Annotated in this window: 15 protein-coding genes; 9 read left to right on the forward strand and 6 right to left on the reverse strand. The window is 64.2% G+C overall.

Features of this window, described 5'->3' with window-relative positions:
- Positions 1 to 112 precede the first annotated feature (112 nt).
- Complete coding sequence (locus AC1RKI_RS21885; RefSeq protein WP_061953790.1) at positions 113 to 463, reverse strand: VOC family protein; 351 nt, start codon at positions 461 to 463, stop codon at positions 113 to 115.
- Positions 460 to 1107: a carbonic anhydrase gene (locus AC1RKI_RS21890; RefSeq protein WP_061953986.1), complete on the reverse strand. Its 648-nt coding sequence runs from the start codon at positions 1105 to 1107 to the stop codon at positions 460 to 462. The genes AC1RKI_RS21885 and AC1RKI_RS21890 overlap by 4 nt, the downstream gene beginning before the upstream one ends.
- Positions 1108 to 1213: 106 nt before the next feature.
- Between AC1RKI_RS21890 and cynR the strand changes: the two genes are divergently transcribed.
- Positions 1214 to 2116: a transcriptional regulator CynR gene (cynR, locus tag AC1RKI_RS21895; RefSeq protein WP_061953792.1), complete on the forward strand. Its 903-nt coding sequence runs from the start codon at positions 1214 to 1216 to the stop codon at positions 2114 to 2116.
- Here cynR and AC1RKI_RS21900 read toward each other — a convergent pair.
- Positions 2085 to 3404 (reverse strand): MFS transporter, encoded by a 1320-nt coding sequence (locus AC1RKI_RS21900; protein WP_061953794.1) that lies wholly within the window; start codon positions 3402 to 3404, stop codon positions 2085 to 2087. The genes cynR and AC1RKI_RS21900 overlap by 32 nt on opposite strands.
- Positions 3405 to 3550: 146 nt before the next feature.
- On the opposite strand from AC1RKI_RS21900, the gene cyoA reads away from it, so the two are divergent.
- The 4 genes from cyoA to cyoD all read left to right on the forward strand — a co-directional run bounded on the left by cyoA (position 3551) and on the right by cyoD (position 7779).
- The gene (gene cyoA / locus AC1RKI_RS21905) at positions 3551 to 4609 is read left to right on the forward strand and encodes a ubiquinol oxidase subunit II (RefSeq protein WP_061953796.1); all 1059 of its coding nucleotides are present in this window, start codon (positions 3551 to 3553) and stop codon (positions 4607 to 4609) included.
- 83 nt (positions 4610 to 4692) lie between these two features.
- Positions 4693 to 6696, forward strand: coding sequence for a cytochrome o ubiquinol oxidase subunit I (gene cyoB / locus AC1RKI_RS21910; RefSeq protein ID WP_061953798.1), 2004 nt, complete (start codon positions 4693 to 4695; stop codon positions 6694 to 6696).
- Positions 6689 to 7345 carry a cytochrome o ubiquinol oxidase subunit III gene (gene cyoC / locus AC1RKI_RS21915; RefSeq protein WP_061953801.1) on the forward strand — a complete coding sequence of 219 codons (657 nt, stop codon included), beginning with the start codon at positions 6689 to 6691 and terminating at the stop codon, positions 7343 to 7345. The genes cyoB and cyoC overlap by 8 nt, the downstream gene beginning before the upstream one ends.
- Positions 7342 to 7779: a cytochrome o ubiquinol oxidase subunit IV gene (gene cyoD / locus AC1RKI_RS21920; RefSeq protein ID WP_061953803.1), complete on the forward strand. Its 438-nt coding sequence runs from the start codon at positions 7342 to 7344 to the stop codon at positions 7777 to 7779. The genes cyoC and cyoD overlap by 4 nt, the downstream gene beginning before the upstream one ends.
- A 75-nt stretch (positions 7780 to 7854) precedes the next feature.
- On the opposite strand, the gene AC1RKI_RS21925 is transcribed toward cyoD, so the two are convergent.
- From AC1RKI_RS21925 to AC1RKI_RS21935, 3 genes are all read right to left on the reverse strand, one after another.
- Positions 7855 to 9396, reverse strand: a complete 1542-nt coding sequence (locus AC1RKI_RS21925; RefSeq protein ID WP_061953805.1) for a methyl-accepting chemotaxis protein — start codon at positions 9394 to 9396, stop codon at positions 7855 to 7857.
- 228 nt (positions 9397 to 9624) lie between these two features.
- On the reverse strand, positions 9625 to 10896 hold the full coding sequence (locus AC1RKI_RS21930) for an MFS transporter (RefSeq protein ID WP_061953807.1): 1272 nt from the start codon (positions 10894 to 10896) through the stop codon (positions 9625 to 9627).
- A 199-nt stretch (positions 10897 to 11095) separates the two neighbouring features.
- Positions 11096 to 11329, reverse strand: a complete 234-nt coding sequence (locus tag AC1RKI_RS21935; protein WP_061953809.1) for a hypothetical protein — start codon at positions 11327 to 11329, stop codon at positions 11096 to 11098.
- A 207-nt stretch (positions 11330 to 11536) separates the two neighbouring features.
- Here AC1RKI_RS21935 and AC1RKI_RS21940 point away from each other — a divergent pair, with 207 nt between their 5' ends.
- From AC1RKI_RS21940 to AC1RKI_RS21955, 4 genes are all read left to right on the forward strand, one after another.
- Complete coding sequence (locus AC1RKI_RS21940; RefSeq protein ID WP_492797091.1) at positions 11537 to 12244, forward strand: DUF899 family protein; 708 nt, start codon at positions 11537 to 11539, stop codon at positions 12242 to 12244.
- 109 nt (positions 12245 to 12353) lie between these two features.
- Complete coding sequence (locus AC1RKI_RS21945) at positions 12354 to 13403, forward strand: phytoene/squalene synthase family protein (protein ID WP_492797093.1); 1050 nt, start codon at positions 12354 to 12356, stop codon at positions 13401 to 13403.
- Between the two features lie 159 nt (positions 13404 to 13562).
- Positions 13563 to 15092 (forward strand): amino acid permease, encoded by a 1530-nt coding sequence (locus tag AC1RKI_RS21950; RefSeq protein ID WP_251165009.1) that lies wholly within the window; start codon positions 13563 to 13565, stop codon positions 15090 to 15092.
- Positions 15093 to 15189: 97 nt separating this feature from the next.
- Positions 15190 to 16872, forward strand: coding sequence for an amidohydrolase (locus tag AC1RKI_RS21955; RefSeq protein WP_492797095.1), 1683 nt, complete (start codon positions 15190 to 15192; stop codon positions 16870 to 16872).
- Positions 16873 to 16881: the final 9 nt, after the last annotated feature.

Raw genomic sequence — 16881 nt, forward strand, 5'->3', positions numbered from 1 at the left:
AGATGTCAGCCGGAATGGCGACCAATGTGCATCACAACACTAACGCCATTTGGGTGCAAGCGTGTACATCCCACTGTTTGCCCCACTTTTCCCGAGATTGAACGTCCGCCATTCATGCATGGTGCAGCACGTTGACGAGTTTGCCGAACGGGTCGCGCACGAAGAACCGGCGCACGCCCCACGGCTCGTCAACGGGCCCGTATTCCAGCGGCACGCCGGCCTCCGCCACGCGCGCCAGCGCTTCATCGAGATCGTCGACCTCGATGGAAAGATCAGGCACCGGCGTACCGGACCCGCCTTCCGCGGCGAAGCTGACCTGCACCGACATACGCGCGTTCGATCCATAGGTGACGATCCAGCCGTGATCCATCAGCAGGTCCAGCCCGAAGATATCGCGGTAGAAGCGCTGCGCGTCGGCGGGCGACGGCGTGGCGATATTGGCGACGATGCGACGGACGATCATGAGGCGATGTCGGTGGCGTTGACCTCCGGAAACTGCACCAGCGGCACGAACTTGCCCGACTTGCCGTCGAGCGCATCGATGGCGCCCGAGCCAATGTCATAGACCCAGCCGTGCAGGTTGATGCGGCGCTCCGCCAGCGCCTGCGCGACACACGGATGGGTGCGCAAATGCGCAAGCTGCTCGATCACGTTTTCCCGCACCATGTCGTCGACGCGCTCCCGGTCCGAGGCGTGCGGGCGCGCCAGGCTGATCTTGCGCGCGCCGCTGGCGTGTTCCAGCCATTGCGCCACCGACGGCATGTGGTCCAGGCACTGGCAGGTCGCCACCGCCGTCATCGCGCCGCAGTTCGAATGGCCGCAGATCACGATGTCGCGCACCTTGAGGCCCGACACGGCGTATTCGACGCTGGCGGAAACCCCGCCCGGCTGCACCGCATAGGCCGGCACGATATTGCCCGCATTGCGGATCACGAACAGCTTGCCCGGCTCGCTCTGCGTCAAGAGCGCCGGCTCCACGCGGCTGTCCGAGCAAGCGATGAACAGCGTGCTGGGACTCTGCTGCGTGGCGAGTTCCTGGAACAGCGTGGCCAGCTTCGGAAATTCCTCCCGCTGGAACTTGAGAATGCCTTGAATCAGATCTTTCACGAATATTTCCCCCATCGTGGACGCCCGAAAGCATGGCGACAATTTTCTATTGGGTCAATATCGGGTTTATTATGCTGTCCATTGGATTTACCAATAGTTGGACCTCATGCTGCTGCGCCACGTTCGCTACTTCCTGGCCGTTGCCGACGCCGGCAATTTCACGCGGGCCGCGGAAACCCTGCACGTCTCTCAACCCACGCTGTCGCAGCAGATCCGGCAGCTGGAAGAATCGCTGGGTGCGCCGTTGTTCGACCGCAGCGGTCGCATGGTACGGCTGACGGACGCTGGCCAGGCGTACTACGTCCACGCCCGCCGCGCACTGCAGGACCTTGAAGCGGGCCAGCGCGCAATCCACGACGTGGGCGAGCTCACGCGCGGCAACCTGCGCCTGGCGATCACGCCCACCTTCACGCCCTATCTGGTGGCGCCGCTGATCGTCGCATTCAACGCGGAGTATCCAAACATCACGCTGAGCCTGCGCGAAATGCCGCAGGAGCGCGTGGAGCCGATGCTTGCGGACGACCAGATCGACATCGGCATCGCGTTCGACGACATCCTGTTGCCCGATCTCGACGCCACGCCGCTGATGGAAGAGCCGCTGGCATATATGGTGGGCGCCACGCATGCGCTGGCGCGCCGCCGCACGGCATTGGGCGCGACCGCGCTGGCCGGGGAATCGATGGCGATGCTGACGCGGGAATTCGCCACGCGCGCCTATATCGGACGCTACTTCGGCGCGCTCGGGATCGAGCCGCGCATCACGTTCGAAGCCAATTCGGTCAGTGCCGTGCTCGATGCGGTGCGCAGCGGGCGCCACGCCACGGTGCTGCCGGCGGCCATCGCCGCCGGTCACGCAGACCTGCGCATTCTCAAGCTGGAATTGCCGCTGCCGCCGCGGCACGCGGCGTTACTGCAGCGCAAGGGCGCGTACCGCACGGCGGCGGCGCGCGCTTTTGTCGAATTCGCGCTACGCGAAGTCAAACGTCGGGCGTCCCCAACGCGCGGTTGATCCGCAACGCGACCAGCGTGCCCACCACGCCGGACAGCAGATACAGGCTGACCGCGGCCAGCCCGAACAGCGACGACAGCCCCAACGCGACCAGCGGGGCAAACGCCGCGCCAAACAGCCAGCCGAAGTCCGTGGTCAGCGCCGCGCCGGTATAGCGGAACTTGCGCTCGAAGTTGGACGTGACCACTCCGGCCGCCTGCCCGTAGGACAAACCCAGCAGACCGAAGCCCACCAGGATGAAGACGTCCTGCAACTGCGCATTGCCGCCGAGCAGCCAAGGTGTGGCAAGGCTGAACAGGCCGATCAGCACCGCCATCGTCGCCAGCGTGGTGCGGCGGCCGATCCGGTCGGCGATCCATCCCGACAGCAGCGTGCCGATGAACGCGATGAACGCGCCGACGATCTGGATCGCCAGCACATCGCTGATGTCCTGCGTCTTGTGCAGGATCACCCAGGACAGCGGAAACACCGTCACCAGGTGGAACAGCGCGTAGCTGGCCAACGCCGCGAAGGCGCCGAGGAAGATATTGAAGCCCTGCGCGTTGACCATCTGCAAGGTGCTGATCGGCTCCAGCTCGTCCTCTTCCAGCAATCGCGTGTATTCGTGCGTGACCACCAGGCGCAGCCGCGCGAACAACGCCACCACGTTGATGGCAAAGGCCACGTAGAACGGATAGCGCCAGCCCCAATCGATAAATTCGGCCGGCGTCAGGCTGGCGTGCAGGAACAGGAACAGCGCGCCCGCGACGATAAAGCCGGTCGGCGCGCCAAGCTGGCCGACCATCGCATACCAGCCGCGCTTGTCTTCCGGCGCGTTCAGCGCCAGCAGAGACGGCAGGCCATCCCACGATCCGCCGAACGCAATGCCCTGCAGGAAGCGGAAAAACGACAGCAGATAGATCGCGGTGCTGCCGATCGACGCATACGCAGGGAGGAACGCGATGCCAACTGTGGCCGTGCCGAGCAGGAACAGCGATGCGGTGAGCTTGACGCCGCGCCCCCATCGGCGCTGGATCCGCATGAACAGCGCCGTGCCGAATGGCCGGCCAATGAAGGCGAACGAGAAGATCGTGAAGCTGTACAGCAGCCCGGCCAGGTCGCTGGCGAACGGGAAATACACGGTCGGGAAGACCAGCACCGACGCAATGCCGTAGACGAAGAAGTCGAAGTACTCCGACGCTCGCCCTATCACCACGCCCGTGGCAATTTCGGCAGGCGCCACATCATGATGTCCGGGCGCCGGAGGTGCCGTCGGCGACGCGCGATGCTGGTGGGTCAGACTGGCCATCGTGGAGTCTCCTCGAAGACGGGAGGGATGTCGTACATCACTTAAAGTCCCGCAGTAACAAGAATAGCGCCTAAACTGCCATTGGAAATCGAAAGATTGCTACGTCAGACAGTCCCAGACGTTAATCAAACGCCACTTCCAAGACCATGCGACGCTTCGAAGCTGCTGTGCCGACGTTTTGTGTGACGGGAAAATTGCTTTTGCGAAGTGCCGCAATCGCCATGTTGGTGGGCCTTGCGGGATGTAGCAACGCCGTGCTGTTGTCGCCTGCAGGCGACATGGCGGCTCGGCAGCGCGATTTGATCATCATCGCCACATGCCTGATGCTGCTCATCATCGTGCCGGTGATATGCCTGACACTGCTCTTCGCGTGGCGATACCGCGAAAGCGCCAACAACGCCCACTACAACCCCGAGTGGGACCACTCCACGGTGCTGGAACTGGCGATCTGGGCTGCGCCGCTGCTGATCATCATCGCGTTGGGCGCGGTGACCTGGGTCAGTACCCATCAGCTCGATCCCTACCGTCCCCTGACGCGCCTCGACGACCGCCGGCCCGTGGCCGCGGACACCAAGCCGCTGGTGGTGGAAGTGGTGGCGATGGACTGGAAATGGCTGTTTCTCTATCCCGAGCAGGGCATCGCCACGGTCAATGAACTGGCCGCGCCGGTAGATCGCCCGATCGCTTTCCGGATCACGTCCACTTCGGTCATGAACGCGTTCTTCGTGCCCTCGCTGGCTGGCATGGTCTACGCGATGCCCGGCATGGAGACCAAGCTGCACGCGGTGATCAACAAGCCCGGCGTCTACGACGGCATGTCGTCCAACTACAGCGGCGCGGGCTTCTCGCACATGCGATTCAAGTTTCACGGCATGTCCGGCGGCGATTTCGACAGCTGGGTGCAGCAGGCAAAATCGGCCGGCGCGCCGTTATCCAAAGACGCGTATCTGAAACTGGCCCAGCCCAGCGAGAGCGAGCCGGTGCAGCGCTACGCCAGCGTGGCGCCGGGTCTCTACAACCTGATCCTGAACCGTTGCGTGGACGGCGGTGCCTGCGTGGCGGACACCATGGCGCAGAACCAGAATCGCATCCGCGCCAGGTTCGATCCATCGGCGGAAATCTGTACCGCGAGCAATACATCGGATGTCGCACCGGTGTTCGCGCCAGATGCCGTCGCAGGCAACGGCGGGCGAGTGTTGCGCTAGCGCATCGCCGTGCCCCGTTTGCTTTCACGTTTTCGCCAATCTTCATCGGCCAGAATTGGTCAATACAGGCCCAGGTGACAACCATGCCCGAGCGTTCCGAACTCGCCAACTTGATCTTTGGCCGGCTGTCGTGGGAAGCCGTGCCGCTGCACGAGCCTATCCTGCTGGCCACCTTCGCCGCGGTGGCGATCGGCGGCATCGCGCTGGTGGCGCTGCTGACGTACTACCGCGTGTGGGGCTATCTGTGGCGCGAGTGGTTCACCAGCATCGACCACAAGAAGATCGGCATCATGTATGTGGTGCTCGGCATCGTGATGCTGCTGCGCGGCTTTGCCGACGCCATCATGATGCGCATCCAGCAGGCCGTGGCGTTCGGCGACAACCTCGGCTACCTGCCGCCGCATCACTACGACCAGATCTTCACCGCGCACGGCGTGATCATGATTTTCTTCGTGGCGATGCCGCTGGTGACGGGGCTCATGAACTTCGTGGTGCCGCTGCAGATCGGCGCGCGCGACGTCGCGTTTCCGTTCCTCAACAACTTCAGCTTCTGGATGACCACCGGCGGTGCGATCCTGGTGATGATGTCGCTGTTCGTCGGCGAATTCGCGCGCACGGGCTGGCTCGCGTATCCACCACTGTCGGGCATCCTGCATAGTCCGGACGTCGGCGTCGATTACTACATATGGGCATTACAGGTGGCCGGTGTCGGGACACTTTTATCGGGTATCAACCTGCTGGTCACGATCGTCAAGATGCGCGCGCCGGGCATGACGCTGATGCGCATGCCGATCTTCACGTGGACGTCGCTGTGCACCAATGTGCTGATCATCGCCGCGTTCCCGGTGCTGACCGCGGCGCTGGCGCTGCTGTCGCTCGATCGCTACGTCGGCACCAACTTCTTCACCGCGGACCAGGGCGGCAGCGCGATGCTGTACGTGAACCTGATCTGGATCTGGGGACACCCCGAGGTCTACATTCTGGTGCTGCCGGTGTTCGGCGTGTTTTCCGAGGTGACCGCCACGTTCAGCCGCAAGCGCCTGTTCGGCTATGCGTCGATGGTGTACGCCACGGTGGTGATCACGGTGCTGTCGTACCTGGTGTGGCTGCACCACTTCTTCACGATGGGATCCGGCGCGAGCGTGAATTCGTTCTTCGGCATCACCACGATGATCATCTCGATACCCACCGGGGCGAAAATCTTCAACTGGCTGTTCACGATGTACCACGGCAAGATCAAGTTCGAGGCGCCGATGCTGTGGACGGTGGGCTTCATGGTGACGTTCGTGATCGGCGGCATGACCGGCGTGCTGCTGGCGGTGCCGCCGGCGGACTTCTCGCTGCATAACAGCCTGTTCCTGATCGCCCACTTCCACAACGTGATCATCGGCGGCGTGCTGTTCGGCCTGATGGCCGGCATCTCGTACTGGTTCCCGAAGGCCTTCGGCTATCGCCTGGTGTCGTCGTGGGGCAAGGCGTCGTTCTGGTTCTGGCTCACCGGCTTCTACTTCGCCTTTATGCCGCTTTATTGGCTGGGCCTGCTGGGCGTCACGCGCCGCATGAACCATTTCGACGATCCATCGCTGCAGATCTGGTTCCAGATCGCCGCCTTCGGCGCGTTCCTGATCGCGCTGGGCATTGCGTGCTTCATCATCCAGCTGGTGGTCAGCTTCATGCGCCGCGAGGAACTGCGCGACCTGACCGGCGACCCGTGGGACGCGCGCACGCTGGAATGGTCGACTTCATCGCCGCCGCCGCAATACAACTTCGCCTTCACGCCCGTGGTGCACGACACCGATGCGTGGTGGCATATGAAGCAGAACGGCTACCATCGTCCGCAGCAGGGATTCATCCCGATCCACATGCCGAAGAACACGGCCGCGGGAATCGTGCTGGCCGGGCTGTGCACGGTGATGGGCTTTGGGCTGATCTGGCATATCTGGTGGCTGGTCGCCGCGGCGTTCGTGGCCACCCTCCTCGCGGCAATCATCCACACCTTCAACTACAAGCGCGACTACTACATTCCGGCCGACGTCGTGGTCCGGACCGAAACGGCGCGCACTCAAATGATGGCAGGCCATGGTTGATACGTCCCTACCCATGCAGGCAAGCGGCACGGTCGGCGCGGACGAGGTTCCGCCGGGCGGCTTCCAGTTCTATCTGACCGAGGAGCACCATCCGCAGAACGGCACGCTGCTGGGGTTCTGGCTCTACCTGATGAGCGACTGCCTGATATTTGCGTGCCTGTTCGCGGCCTATGGCGTGCTCGGGCGCGAGTACGCGGGCGGGCCCACTGGCGCCGAGCTGTTCGAGCTGCCGCTGGTGGCGCTCAACACGTCGTTCCTGCTGCTGTCGTCGATCACGTACGGCTTTGCGATGCTGCAACTGCAGCAGAACCGGGTGGCCGGCACGCAGATCTGGCTGGCCATCACGGCCGTGTTCGGCGCGGCGTTCCTGGCCGTGGAGCTGTACGAATTCGCGCACCTGATCCACGAGGGCGCGGGGCCCACGCGCAGCGCATTCCTGACGTCGTTCTTCGCGCTGGTCGGCACGCACGGCCTGCACGTGACGTTCGGGCTGGTCTGGCTGATCGTGCTGATGCTGCAGGTGGGACGCCACGGGCTGATCACCGCCAACAAGCGCCGCCTGATGTGCCTGTCGATGTTCTGGCACTTTCTGGACGTTGTCTGGATCGGCGTCTTTACCTTTGTCTATCTGATGGGAACGTTGCCATGAGCGCACAGGACCATGCAGTCGATGGCCACGGCCATGACCACGGACACGACCACCACGAGGAAGATATCGGGCCGCACGCCACGCTGGGCGGCTACCTGACGGGCTTCGTGCTGTCGGTGTTCCTGACGGCGGTGCCGTTCTGGCTGGTGCTGGGCAAGGTGATCGACAAGTCGTCGACCACCGCGATCGTGATCCTGCTGATCGGCGCGGTGCAGATCGTCGTGCACATGATCTACTTCCTGCACATGAACGCCAAATCGGAAGGCGGCTGGAACATGCTTTCGCTGATGTTCACGCTGACACTGGTGGTGATCACGCTGACGGGATCGCTCTGGGTGATGTTCCACCTGAACAGCAACATGATGCCGCAGATGCAGCACACGCAAGAAGCTGCGCAGTCGGGCGGCACGATCGTGCCGCCGCGCACGAAGTAGCAACAGGCAGCAGCCAGTCGCCCGCAGCGGGCCGTTCGGACTGTGGCTTCCGACGGCCCTGCCGCTGCCCCTGGCTCAGGCCGCCAGGCGGAAGGTGGCGACGGCTTCCTTCAGGCGCTGGGCCTGTTCCTCGAGCGATCCCGCCGCGGCCGCGGCCTGTTCCACCAGCGCGGCATTCTGCTGCGTCACGGTGTCCATCTGGGTGACGGCCTGGTTCACCTGCTCGATGCCGGCGCTCTGTTCGGCCGACGCCGCGCTGATCTCGCCCATGATGTCGGTCACGCGCTTCACCGCGCTGACGATCTGTTCCATGGTCTGACCGGCCTGCGCCACCAGTTGCGAGCCGCGTTCGACGCGATCTGCCGAATCGCCGATTAGTGCCTTGATTTCCTTGGCCGCCGTGGCGCTGCGTTGCGCCAGGCTGCGCACTTCGCCCGCCACCACCGCAAAGCCGCGCCCCTGTTCGCCTGCGCGCGCGGCTTCCACCGCGGCGTTCAGCGCCAGGATATTGGTCTGGAAGGCGATGCCCTCGATCACCGAGATGATGTCGACCACCTTGCGCGACGACGTGTTGATCTCGTCCATCGTATGCACCACCTGGCCCACCACCTCGCCGCCCTGGATGGCCACTTCGGACGCATTCTCCGCCAGCGAGCTGGCCTGCTTTGCGCTGTCGGCATTCTGGCGCACGATGCTCGTCAGTTCCTCCATGCTCGACGCCGTTTCCTGCAGCGAAGACGCCTGTTCCTCGGTGCGCTGCGACAAGTCGGTGTTACCCGCCGCAATCTGGCTGGTGCCCGTGGCGATCGCGTCGGTGCCGGTGCGCACTTCCTGGACGATGCCGAGGATGTTCTCGTTCATCTCGCGCAATGCGTCGAGCAACTGGCCGGTCTCGTCGCGGCTGTCCACCTCGATGCGGCTGGTCAGGTCGCCGGCGGCCACGGTGCGCGCGAATCCCACCGCGCGATGCAGCGGGCGCGTGATGCCGATGGTGAGCCACCACGCAAACGCCACGCCGATGCCCAGCGCGATCACGCCCAGCGTGATCAGCCCGTTGCGCGCGCTGACATAGATGCCGTTGATCTGCTCGGCAGTGGCATCGATCGACGAGCGCTGGATATCGAGCAGCTTCTGGATTTCCGCCAGGTACGCGTCGCCGGCGGGCACGAATTCGGTTTCCAGCACCTTGTTGGCCTCGTCGGTCATGCCTTCGGCCTTGAGCTTGGTGATCTTGTCGCGCGAATCGTTATACGGATTGCGCACGGTCTGGATCTTCTTGAACGCCGCCTTTTCTTCGTCGGTGCTCAGGCGCGGCTCGATCTTGTCGCGCAATTCGGCGATCGCCTTGACCGAATACGCGGTTTCCGCCGCGAAGAACGCCCCAAGCGACGGATCGCTGCTGCGCGCCACGGCAGTGGTGCGGCGCACGCTGGCATACATCAGCCGATACCAGTCGCTGACCAACCGTTCCTTGGCCAGCGGCTCCTGCATCATCGCGTGCGTGCGGCCCGCAACTTCCTGCAAACGCGCCACGCCCAGCACGGTCATCAGCGTCGACAACAGCAACACCACGCCAAAGCCGATGCCTAGGCGCACACCAATACCAAGATTCTTCATTTCTTCTTACCTGATCGATTGGTTCGTGGCAGACCGCGATCGCACGGGGCGTCCGGCCGCTCCTCCGGCGTCAGCCATGCGCCCCATGTGCGCACGGACAGACATTGGAAGTCCTAACGGCCGCACAAAGAAGAAACTTGAGAAAAAGATCAGGGAAAACGCGAATTGCGGACGTAGGCGGCACTGAAAGGTTTCTGTAAAGAAACGCTCCGGCGCGGCGCCCAGCCGCTACGGTTTTTGCACCGGCGCCGAAGTCGGGCTGAACCAGTAAGGCACCAGCGAAAGCGCCACCACCGTCACGGCCGTCAGGAAAATCGCCGAATAGATGCGGGCCACCGGCCAGTCGCGCAGATGGCCGAGATTGGCGATCAGGCCGAAACCCCACGACGTCAGCGCCGAGCCGAGAAACACGAAGGTGTTGAGCAGGCCGAGCCCGCGCCCGCGCTTGGCCGGCGTGATCAGCGCGCGGCCCTGCGCCATCACCAGGGGATGCAGCATGCCGATGGTCGACAGCAGCGCCATCATGCCCACACCCTCGGGCACGCTGCTGTCGGGCCAGATCGTCAGCACGATGCCGCCCACCATCGACAGGCCAGTCCATCCACCGATTGCGGATTTGAGCGTGCCGCGACGAACCAGCACGGGCAGCAGGAAGGCCGTCAGAAAACCGGCCAGGCTCAGCAGCGCCAGCGCCACGCCGCGCGTGCCGGCCTGCAATCCGAATACGTCGGCCAGATAGGGGCCGCTCCACGCATTGCGGAACGAGGTGCCAGCCGCCATCGCCACGCAAAGCGGAATCAGCGTCCACAGTGGCCACATCGCCAGAAGATTCACGCTTTCGGCCAGCATGGCGCCCATCGGCGCCTGCCGCGCCTGCGCATGGCCGCTGTCACGGACATGGCGCCACACGCCGTAGCACGCGGCGACCATGCATAACGCGGAAACCGCAAGCGCGGGCCGCCAGCCAAAATGCTGCGACAGCCAGCCTAGCGGCGCCGTGGCGCACAGCGCGCCCACCATGCCGACGGCATTGGAGCGGCTCACCACGCGCATGTATTGCTTCTCGGAAAGCTGTTCCGACGCGTAGTGCAGCAAGCCCATGAACACCGGCGCGCACGCCAGGCCGAGACCCATCTGCGCGAGCATCGCCACCGCGCCGCTGGGCGCCAATACGAAGCCGATCGCCGAGACGGCGCCCACGCCGAGCAGCCATGCGGTGGGACGTCCCACGCCATGGCGGTCGAAGGCAATGCCGACCGGAATCTGCGCGATGGCGAATGACAGGAAGAAGCACGACGACAGCGCGCCAAACCCGGCCGGCGACAAGTTGAAATCGTGCTGAAGTTCTGGGGCGATGACAGCCAGGCAACTGCGATAGAACTGGCTCAAGACGAATGCGAACGTCAGCAGCGCGATGCCGCGCGAGGCGTTGTTCTGATTGGAAATGCTGGAAATCTGGGAACGCCGGTCTGCTGCCGGTTCTGCTGCCGGGGTATTCATCAATATGCGACGTGGAGGGGGCTCGCGGCCATTCTACGCGGCCGGGCGCGCGTCATTCACATCGCAGCAATAAAAGCGGTCGATCACCGCGCAGGCGTCTCCGTCAGCCTCGGACAGGCGCAAATTGTGGCGCGTACCGGCGCGTCAGGAATCATGACGCGCATGGTCGTGACTGCGGCTGAGCGCGGCTTTGCCCGGCTTAGCGCGCGGTGCGTCCGCCGTAGTACGTGCCGTCGCGGGGATTGGAAACCATGTAGTCGTGGTTGCGCGCCCAGCGTTGGGCGATGAGGAAGGCCTCGGGTTCACGCTGACTCCATGCACTGACCATCAGCGGCGAAGCATCTTCCTCGGTATTGAGGTAGACCGCCGCACGATGCAGTGGGGCCCGGTCAGGGGATCCGGGAATCGTCGTGGTTCGAATCGTCACGCGCATCAGGTCATTCCTTGAAGCCCAGATGTCCGAAATTATGCATAAGCGGACATGACATGGGAATGACCTGCGGGCTTGGCATTGCGTATGTGGACACTTCTTTTCCTATGCTGGTCAGACGGCCGCGCCACGCCGGGCTTTGCGGGCGGGTGCGGGAAATCCCCAACGTGGCGCGCACGCCACGAAACCCTGATTCGGGAGGCCAAGACGATGCCCCAGTCGTCCACGCTCACACCGGCAAAAGCACTTGCCGAGCGCAATCGCGCCCATTTTCCCAACGAAAGCGACGCGTATCGCCACGCCCGCAATGCGCTGCTGGCCGAAGAAATCGAGCTGCGGCGCCATATCGAGCGCGTGGCCGAATTGCGCCGCCAGTTGCCGCCCGGCGGCGAAGTGAAGAAAACCTATCGTTTCACCGGCGAAAACGGCCCCGTCACGCTGGCGGAGATGTTTGGCGACAAGCATACGCTGATTGTCTACAACTACATGTTCGGCCCGCACCGCGAAAAGCCCTGCCCGATGTGCACATCGCTGATGGCCACGTGGGAAGGCAAGGTGCCGGACATCGAACAGCGCGTGGCGCTGGCCATGGTGGCGCGTTCGCCGATCGACCGCCTCAGCCGCGCCAAGGCCGCGCGCGGATGGAAGCAGTTGAAGGTATATGCCGATACGGACGGCGATTTCACGCGCGACTACGTCAGCGCGGAAGATGCCGATATGCCCGGCTACACGGTGTTCACGCGCCGCGACAGCAAGATCCATCATTTCTACAGCATGGAAATGAGCGGCAGCATGGCAGACCCCGGCCAGGACCCGCGGGGCGCACCGGATCCCGATCCGCTGTGGACGTTGCTCGACACCACGCCGGAAGGTCGCGGCGGCCAGTGGTATCCGAAGCTGGACTACGGCAACGGCTGAATCGCGGCTGCGGGCGCCCGCACGGCAGGGCGCCGCGCTCAGCCGGTGGAGATCGCCCCATGTGCGCGTGCGGCTACAATGCGCCGTTCATCGACGCCTTCACCGTGCCATGCCGACTGCAAACCGGGCTTTCCTGCTCGGCCCCTTGCTCAAGGGAGTTTCCCGTTCGTTCTACCTGACGCTGCGCGTGCTGCCCGTGGGCATGCGCGATCCGGTGGGGCTGGCCTATCTGCTGGCGCGCGCGGCGGACACCATCGCCGACACCGCGCTGATTCCGCCCGCGCAACGGCTGGACCTGCTGCTGGCGCTGCGTCGCTCGATCCATGGCGAGGACGATGGTCACGCGCTCGCGCAGCGCCTGGCCTCGCAGGTGGCCAGCCAGCAAACGGTTTCCGATGAAAGGGTGCTGCTGGAATCGATCGAGCCCGCGCTGCAACTGCTGACGCAGCTATCGGCCGCCGATCGCACGGCTGTGGTGGGCGTGGTCAGGACGCTGACCGAAGGCATGGAGTTCGATCTGCAGACCTTCCCCGACGAACAGTCAGGCGACATGGCGGCGCTGGCGACGATGGCCGATCTCGATCGCTACACCTACCTGGTGGCCGGTTGCGTCGGCGAATTCTGGACCACCATGACCGACGCGCATGTGCCGGGCGCATTCAAGGCGCCGCTCGACACGATGCTGCGTCGTGGCGTGCGTTTCGGCAAGGCGCTGCAGCTGGTCAACGTGTTGCGCGATTGCGGCAAGGACCTGCGCATCGGCCGCTGCTATCTGCCGCTCGAAGTGCTGGACCGTCATGCACTGACGCCGCAGTTGCTGCGCGATCCGGCGAATTCGCTGCGCGCGCGGCCCATGTTGTGCGAACTCGTGCGCGTCGCGCTCGATCAATTCGACGACGCGCTGGCCTACACGCTGGCATTGCCGCGCACCGCGCTGCGGTTGCGGCTGGCCTGCCTGTGGCCGATTCTGATCGGTCTGGAAACGCTCGCGCTACTGGTGGAAAACGACGCCTGGCTCGATCCCGCGCGCGTGAGCAAGGTGGACCGCCGCCGCGTCTATCGCATCCTGTGGCGTAGCACCGCGCTGGCGATGAGCGACACGCAGTTGCAGAAATGGGCTGGTCAGTTGACCACGCGCATCGGGACAAGTTTGCGCTGACCCCGTCTTCTCCGGCATTTCCCGCCTTTCCCGAGGCTGGGTTTTCTCTTATGATGCCGCCCACCATACCGGCCGGAAAAGCGACAAGCCATGGGCCGGCGAACACCGTGCGATGGCGCGTTCAACGATCCGATCCGCGCCACGGACGAATGTCTCCCTATGTCTAGTCAATCGAATACAAAAGAAGGCGCGCAAGCGCCCGGGCTGCGTCGCACCCTGCGCGCACGCCATCTCACCATGATCGCCATCGGCGGATCGATCGGCACCGGCCTGTTCGTGGCCTCCGGCGCGACGATCGCACAAGCAGGGCCAGGCGGCGCGCTCGCGGCGTACGTCCTGATCGGCGCGATGGTCTACTTCCTGATGACCAGCCTCGGCGAACTGGCCGCCTACATGCCGGTGTCAGGATCGTTTGCCACCTACGGCGCGCTGTACGTCGACGAAGGCTTTGGCTTCGCGCTGGGCTGGAACTACTGGTACAACTGGGCCGTGACCATCGCGGTGGAACTGGCCGCCGCGCAGCTCGTCATGCAGTACTGGTTCCCGGACACGCCAGGCGTGCTGTGGAGCGCCGCATTCCTTGCCATCATGTTTGCGCTCAACGCGATCTCGGTGCGCGGCTTCGGCGAAGCCGAATACTGGTGTGCGCTGATCAAGGTGATCACGGTCGTGGCGTTCATCATCATCGGCACGCTGATGATCTTCGGCATCATGCGCGGCGATTTTTCGCATGCAAACGGGCTGGCCAACCTCACCATGGGCGACGCGCCATTCGTTGGCGGGCTTCCGGCGATGATCGGCGTGGCGATGATCGCCGGCTTTTCGTTCCAGGGCACCGAACTGATCGGCGTGGCCGCCGGCGAATCGGCCGATCCGGCCAGGACCATTCCACGCGCGGTGCGCCAGGTGTTCTGGCGCATCCTGTTGTTCTACGTGCTGGCGATCCTGATCATCGGCATCCTGATTCCCTACAACGATCCGAGCCTGCTCAAGAGCGATGTGGAAACCGTCGGCGTGAGTCCGTTCACGCTGGTGTTCCGTCATGCAGGTCTCGCATTCGCCGCGGGCGTAATGAACGCGGTGATCCTGACGGCGGTGCTGTCGGCGGGAAATTCCGGCATGTATGCGTCCACGCGGATGCTCTACAACCTGGCCACCGAAGGCCGCGCACCGCGCATCTTCGCGCGGCTCACGCGCAACGGCGTGCCGCTGGTGGCGCTGCTGGCCACCACGGCGGTCGGCGCGCTGTGTTTCCTGACGTCGCTGTTCGAAAGTAAGTCGGTTTATCTGTGGCTGCTCAATCTGTCGGGCATGACCGGTTTCATCGCCTGGCTGGGCATCGCCATCAGCCACTATCGCTTCCGCCGCGGTTTCGTCGCGCAGGGCCTGGATCCAGACCGTCTGCCCTATCGCTCGCCGTTCTTCCCATACGGCCCGATCTTCGCGTTTGCGCTGTGCATGATCGTCACGCTGGGACAGAACTACCAGGCGTTCACCGACGGCAAGATCGATTGGGTGGCGGTGGCCGCCACGTACATCGGCATTCCGATTTTCCTGATGATCTGGCTCGGATATCGCATCGTGCGCAAGACGCATTTCGTGCGCTACGCCGACATGAAGTTTCCCCCGCTGCCCATCGCCGACGAGGACACACCATCGCGCGGCATGGTGCCGAGTGCCGGCGAGTAGTTTCGCCCCCCGCCGCCTGCACTGGAATAACGGCGCGTTCCCCGCGCGCCGTCGACAACACAACAACAATATCCACACAGCACAACAAGGAGTCACCTTGAAGACAGTCATCCGTACGAGCCTGCTGGCCATGGCCGCCAGCCTGACGATGATCCACGCGCACGCCGCGCCCACGCTGGTCGAATCGGTGCAAGGCTATACGCTGCAAAACGACAAGATGGTCGGCTTCAGCGGTCTGGTATTCGATCAGGGCAAGGTCGTGGCCACCGGCGACGCCGCCGCGCTGCGCGCCCGGTATCCCGATGCGCAACGCATCGACGGCCAGGGCAAGACGCTGCTGCCGGGGCTGATCGACGCCCACGGCCACGTGTTCCGCCTGGGCTTCAAGACCACCGAGATCTCGCTGTCAGGCACCCGCACGCTGCAGGAAGCGCAGGGCATGATCCGCGCGTATGGCGAGCGCAATCCGCAGCGTCAGTGGCTGCTCGGCTATGGCTGGAATCAGGTGAACTGGAAGCTGGGCCGCTTTCCGACTGCCGCCGAACTCGATGCAGCAGTGTCGGACCGACCCGCACGGCTGGTGCGCGTGGACGGCCACGCCGCATGGCTGAACACCAAGGCGTTGCAGGCGGCCGGCATCACGCGCGACACCAAGGATCCGGCCGGCGGACGCATCGAGCGCGACGCCGAAGGCAATCCCACCGGCGTGCTGGTCGACAAGGCGATGGCGCTGGTCAACGACGTGATTCCGCCCTACTCCGACGACGACCGCCGCGCCGCGCTCTCGGCTGCCGTCGCGCACATGAATGCACTAGGCCTGACGGCCGTCGGCGACGCCGGCATCACGGTCGCCGACGATCGCATCTATCGCGAGTTCGCTGACCAGGGCAAGCTGACCACGCGCATCTACGCGATGATCCGCGACACCGGCGACGACTTCAAGGCGTTGTCCGCCAAGGGTCCCGTGATTGGCTACGGCAACGACCGCTACTACGTGCGCGCCGTGAAACTGTACGGCGACGGCGCACTTGGCAGCCGCGGCGCCGCGCTGATGGCGCCGTATTCCGACGACCACGTGCACAGCGGCCTGCTGTTCATGAGCGACGCGGCGATGCAGGCGAGCGTCAAGACCGCGATCAAGGCCGGCTATCAGGTCAACATCCATGCGATCGGCGACAAGACCAATCATCAGGTGCTGGACGCCATGGAAGCGGCCTACAAGGAAGTGGGCGGCCGCGAGCTGCGCAATCGCGTCGAGCACGCGCAGGTGGTGTCGCTGCCGGATATTCCGCGCTTCAAGAAGCTCGACCTGATCGCATCGATGCAGCCGACGCACGCCACCAGCGACATGAACATGGCCGAGGACCGCATCGGTCACGAGCGCATCAAGGGCGCGTACGCCTGGCAGACCTTCCTCAAGCAGGGCACGGTGATTGCGGGCGGGTCCGATTTCCCGGTCGAATCGGCCAATCCGTTCTATGGTCTGCACGCTGCCGTCACGCGCACCGACCATGAGGGCCGCCCGATCCACGGCTGGCACCCCGAGGAAGCGATGACGCTACCGCAGGCGTTCCGCGCCTTCACGCTGGACGCCGCCTACGCCGAGCATCAGGAAAAGACACTGGGGTCGCTGGAGCCGGGCAAGTGGGCCGACTTCATCCTGGTCGATCGCGACCTGTTCAAGATCCCGGCCGCCGACATCTGGAAAACCCAGGTGCTGCAAACCTGGGTGGCCGGCGAGCGTGTCTTCACCAAGGCCGACCAGACGGCGCAGCGTTGATCGGTTAGT

It is taken from the genome of Cupriavidus sp. GW822-FHT06G04, from assembly GCF_058799075.1.